The organism is Kitasatospora sp. NPDC059571 (assembly GCF_042735675.1).
In the GTDB taxonomy this organism is placed as follows: Bacteria; Actinomycetota; Actinomycetes; order Streptomycetales; family Streptomycetaceae; genus Kitasatospora.
Genome location: NZ_JBHWBW010000271.1, coordinates 5,720 through 10,428, shown reverse-complemented (window position 1 = coordinate 10,428; position 4,709 = coordinate 5,720). Strand labels below are relative to the sequence as shown.

General features: G+C 75.5%; 5 protein-coding genes. 3 read left to right on the top strand and 2 right to left on the bottom strand.

What is annotated here, in order from left to right:
- Positions 1-197: 197 nt before the first annotated feature.
- Entirely contained in the window at positions 198-401 is a 204-nt protein-coding gene (locus tag ACFV0G_RS25590) for a hypothetical protein (RefSeq protein ID WP_380552384.1), read from the top strand.
- A gap of 143 nt (positions 402-544) precedes the next feature.
- Complete coding sequence (locus ACFV0G_RS25585; protein ID WP_380552381.1) at positions 545-1,180, top strand: hypothetical protein; 636 nt, start codon at positions 545-547, stop codon at positions 1,178-1,180.
- A gap of 31 nt (positions 1,181-1,211) precedes the next feature.
- Here ACFV0G_RS25585 and ACFV0G_RS25580 read toward each other — a convergent pair whose 3' ends face one another.
- Both ACFV0G_RS25580 and ACFV0G_RS25575 read right to left on the bottom strand, forming a co-directional pair.
- On the bottom strand, positions 1,212-2,615 hold the full coding sequence (locus tag ACFV0G_RS25580) for an NAD(P)/FAD-dependent oxidoreductase (protein ID WP_380552378.1): 1,404 nt from the start codon (positions 2,613-2,615) through the stop codon (positions 1,212-1,214).
- Between the two features lie 56 nt (positions 2,616-2,671).
- Positions 2,672-3,310, bottom strand: a complete 639-nt coding sequence (locus ACFV0G_RS25575) for a helix-turn-helix domain-containing protein (protein ID WP_380552375.1) — start codon at positions 3,308-3,310, stop codon at positions 2,672-2,674.
- Between the two features lie 263 nt (positions 3,311-3,573).
- On the opposite strand from ACFV0G_RS25575, the gene ACFV0G_RS25570 reads away from it, so the two are divergent.
- On the top strand, positions 3,574-4,659 hold the full coding sequence (locus ACFV0G_RS25570; protein ID WP_380552372.1) for a hydrogenase expression protein HypE: 1,086 nt from the start codon (positions 3,574-3,576) through the stop codon (positions 4,657-4,659).
- Positions 4,660-4,709 lie beyond the last annotated feature (50 nt).

Below are 4,709 nucleotides of genomic sequence, written 5' to 3'. Positions count from 1 at the left end.
GGGGGGGTTCGTTGTTTTCAAAACCCCCCCCCCCCCCCCGGCCGCCCCCCCCCGGGGGGGGGGGGGTGTGCGCCCCACCCCGCGGCCCCCGCCGGGGGCCCGCGGGGGGGGCGCCCGGGCCCCCCCGGCCCGCACCCGCGGGTCCGGTACCGCGCCGACGGTAGACGGTACGGGTGACGCACCCGGAGGAGGACACCGTGAGCGGACAGGACAGCGCGGACGCCGCGAGCGAGGCAGTGACCACGCTCCACTACTCGGGCGATGCCGAGCAGGACCATCTCCTGGACGAGATCCAGCATCCCGAGACCACCAACGCGCTCTACGAGCTCGCCGCCCGCCTCACGGCCCCCGTCGGTTCGCCGCCGGCCGCCGCGGCGGACACCCCGCCGCCCGGCCTCTGACCCGACCCGACCCGATCCGCCCGACGGCCCTGTGACACGATGCCCGGCGCAGCGGGACCGTCCGGTCCCGCCCGTCGGTGCGGCCTGCCCCGGGCCGCGGGACGGAGCTCGCGCGGGCCGAGGGGCGGGACGGGAGAAGTCCGGTGGAGCAGGGGTGGGACTTCGCCCGGTGGCGGGATGCGCTCCGGGAGGCGGGGCCGCGCCGGGCCGCGCTGGTCGGCCTGGCGGCGGCCGAGCGGGCCTCGGGCTGTCTCACGGACGGGCGGGCCGCCCGGTTCGACGGCGAGGGCCCGGTGCTGGTCCGGGCGCTGCTGGACGCGTGCTGGGACGGGGCCGACCCGGCCCTGGTCCTCGGCGCCTGCGAGTCGCTGGCGGACTGGGCCACCCGGTACACGGAGAGCTCACTGACCGAGCTGTTCCGCGCCTGGGCGGCGGAGGAGGCCGACGACGAGGACGACACCGGTCCGCCCGAGTTGGCGGAGTTCCTGGACGAGGTGGAGCCCGCCGGTGCCATCGCCCTCCACCTGACGGCCGCGATGGCCGCGGCGCAGGCCGGCCCGCCCTGCGCGGGCGGCGCCTGGGACGGCGCGCTGCGCTGCCTGCAGTCGCTGTCCGACCTGCCCGGCGAGGCCGCGCGGCAGCACGCCGACCTGGCGGCGGTGCTGGCCGCCGACGAGGGCGCACTGCCCGCCGCCGCCCGGGAGCTGCGGAAGCGGGCGGCCGCGGACGCCCCCGTCTACCGGGAGCACTGCGAGGCGCTGGACCTGGACGCGGACTGACCCGCGGGCCCGCCCCTCCGCCGCCGGCCGGTCAGCGGCCGCTCAGCAGGTCCGCCGCGCGCGCGATCAGCGAGGTGCGGCCGAGGCCGGCGTCCTCGCGGCGGTCGGCGGCGCGGTAGGCGACGTACAGGCCGCGGATGCCGAGCCAGCGCAGCGGCTCCGGCTCCCAGCCGCGGACCCGCCGGCCGACCCATGGCAGCCGGACGAGCTCGGTGTCCCGGCCGAGCACCAGGTCGCGCAGGGTGCGGCCGGCGAGGTTGGTGGTGGCGACGCCGTGGCCGACGTACCCGCCGGCCCAGCCGAGCCCGGTGGCGGGGTCGAGGCCGACGGTGGCGCACCAGTCGCGGGGCACCCCGAGCACCCCGGACCAGGCGTGCTCGACGGCGGCCCCGGCGGTGGCCGGGAACAACCGGTGCAGCAAGCCGGTGAGCTGACGCTGCGTCACTTCCGGGGTCTCGCCGTGGGCGTCGACCCGGGAGCCGAAGCGGTACGGGACGCCGCGTCCGCCGATCGCGATCCGGTCGTCGGCGGTGCGCTGGATGTAGCAGTACGCGTGCGCCTCGTCGCCGATCAACTCGGCGCCGCGCCAGCCGATCTCGTCCCAGACCTCCGGCCCGAGCCGCTCGGTGACGATCATGCTGCTGTTCATCGGCACCCAGGTCCTGCGGTGGCCGCGCAGCCCCGCGGTGAACCCCTCGAGAGCGCGGATCACGTGCGGCGCCCGGACGGTGCCCTGCCGGCAGACGGCGGCACCCGGCCGGATCTCGGTGACCTCGGTGCCCTCCAGGATCCGCACGCCCATCCGCTCGACGGTCTCGGCCAGCCCGCGGACCAGCCGGGCCGGCTGGATGCGGGCGCAGTGCGGTGTCCACAGCGCCCCGGTCGCGCCCGACACCCGTACCCGGTCGGCGAGTTCGCCGGTATCCAGGCGGACGAGGTCCTCCTCGCCCCAGCCCTCGGCGCGCATCGTCGGCAGGTGGCCGAGCATCCGCTGCTGCTGCACGGCGCCGACGGCGACGGTGAGTTCGCCGTCCTTGCGGATGTCGGCGTCGATACCCTCGGCGGCGGCGACGGCGATCACCTCGTCGACGGTGTCGAACATGGCGCGCTGCAACGCGGTTGCGGCCGCGGGCCCGTGGGAGGCGGCGTAGCGGCGGTGCTGGCCGGGCAGGGCCGCGGTGAGCCAGCCGCCGTTGCGGCCGGACGCCCCGAAGCCGGCGAACTCCTTCTCCAGCACGACGATCCGCAGCGAGGGCTCGGCCTGCTTGAGGTAGTAGGCGGTCCACAGGGCGGTGTAGCCGCCGCCGACCAGGGCGACGTCGGCGTCCAGGTCGCCGTCGAGGGCGGGGCGGCGGGCGGGCAGGCCGTCGGCGGCGTACCAGAAGGAGACGGCGCCGTTGGCGCGGGCGGGGGCGGTGGTCGGCGCGTGGCTCATGGGTCTCTTCGTTCCGGGGGTGCGGGGAGGGTGCCGGGGGCGGTGGGGGCGCGCGGTCAGCCGGGGGTGGGCGGGCTGACGATCCAGAGCACCTCGGCGGGCTCGTCCGAGGTGTTGGCGACGCGATGGGGGGTGGCCGAGCGGTGCTCGATGCTGTCGCCGGGGCCCAGGACGTAGGGGTGGCCGTCGAGTTCGACCCGGACGGTGCCGCGCAGGACGAGCAGGATCTCCTGCGAGTCGCCGTGCGTGTACGCCTCGTCGCCGGTGGAGGCGCCGGGGTCGAACTCCCCGGCGTAGACCTCCAGATGGGTGAGCGGGCGCTGCGAGACGAGGTACTTGCGGGCGCCCGGCGCGGTGTGCAGGGCGGGGCGCTCGGCGCGGCGCAGGACGCGCGGGCCGGCCGGGGTGTCCTGGTCGAACAGGTCGGCCATGGTGAGGCCGAGGGCGTCGGCGATCCGCCGGAGCATGCCGATGCTGGCGCCGACGAGGCCCCGTTCGACCTGGCTGAGGAAGCCGGGGCTGGCCTGCGCGGCCTCGCCGAGCGCCCGCAGCGACAGGCCGCGCATCTCGCGGTAGCCGCGGATCCGGGCACCGAGGGCCGCGGCGTCGGTCGAGGCGCCCGCGGACGGCTCGGCGGCCGTCGGGGCGGACACCGGCCGGACGGGTGGTGCCAGGTCCTGCAGGGGGTCGGCCATGGAACACCTGATTCGCACTCGGCAAACACTTTGTTCGGTGGAGTGGAACACACCGTAGGCCGACCGGGAGCCCGGCACAAGGGTCCGGCGCGAACCGGCTCCGGGGCACCGGGCAGTGGCGGGAACGGGCGTGGACACGCCGGAACCGGGTCCGTTCGGGGGACCCGTGCGGGCGTTCGGCGGGGCGGAGGCGCCGCCGGGCTGCTATGAAGTCGGGTGAGCCTGTTTTGTCCGGCTCGCCCCGATTTCTAGGAGGCATCCGCATGGGTGCTACGGCTTCCACCGCCACGAGCGCCGCCGAGAGCGGCACGCCGGGAACCCCATCGAAGCCGGTCCACATCCTCTGGATCAACGCCGGCCTGAGCTGCGACGGCGACTCCGTGTCGCTGACCGCGGCCATGCAGCCCAGCATCGAGGAGATCGTCACCGGAGCCCTGCCCGGGCTGCCGGAGATCGCCGTCCACTGGCCGCTGATCGACTTCGAGTGCGGGCCCGTCCAGGGCGCCGACAACTTCGTGGAGTGGTTCTTCAAGGCGGACCGCGGCGAACTGGAACCCTTCGTCCTGGTCGTCGAGGGCTCCATCCCCAACGAGCGGGTCAAGGCCGAGGGCTACTGGTGCGGCTTCGGCGACGACCCCGCCACCGGCCAGCCGATCACCACCAGCGAGTGGCTGGACCGGCTGACCCCCAAGGCCACGGCCGTCGTCGCGATCGGCACCTGCGCCACCTACGGCGGCATCCACGCCATGTCGGGCAACCCCACCGGCGCCATGGGCGTCCCGGACTACCTCGGCTGGGAGTGGAAGTCGAAGGCCGGGCTGCCGATCGTCTGCGTGCCGGGCTGCCCGATCCAGCCGGACAACTTCTCGGAGACCCTGCTCTACCTGCTCTACCAGCTGGCCGGGTCGGCGCCGATGATCCCGCTGGACGACAAGCTGCGGCCGGCCTGGCTGTTCGGCGCGACCGTGCACGAGGGCTGCGACCGCGGCGGCTACTACGAGCAGGGCGACTTCGCGGAGGCCTACGGCGAGCCGACCTGCCTGGTGAAGCTCGGCTGCTGGGGCCCGGTGGTCAAGTGCAACGTGCCCAAGCGCGGCTGGATCAACGGCGTCGGCGGCTGTCCGAACGTCGGCGGCATCTGCATCGCCTGCACCATGCCCGGCTTCCCCGACAAGTTCATGCCGTTCATGGACGCCCCGCCCGGGTCGAAGGTCTCGGCCACGGCGAGCTCCGCGTACGGCGCGGCCATCCGCCGACTGCGCTCCATCACCGCGAAGACGGTGGACAAGGAGCCCAAGTGGCGGCAGACCGGCCGGAAGCTCACGACGGGCTACCAAGCCCCCTGGTGACCGCAGAGGGGACGCCGCACGGCAGGTTGGTGGGGGGGGCCCCCGGCGGG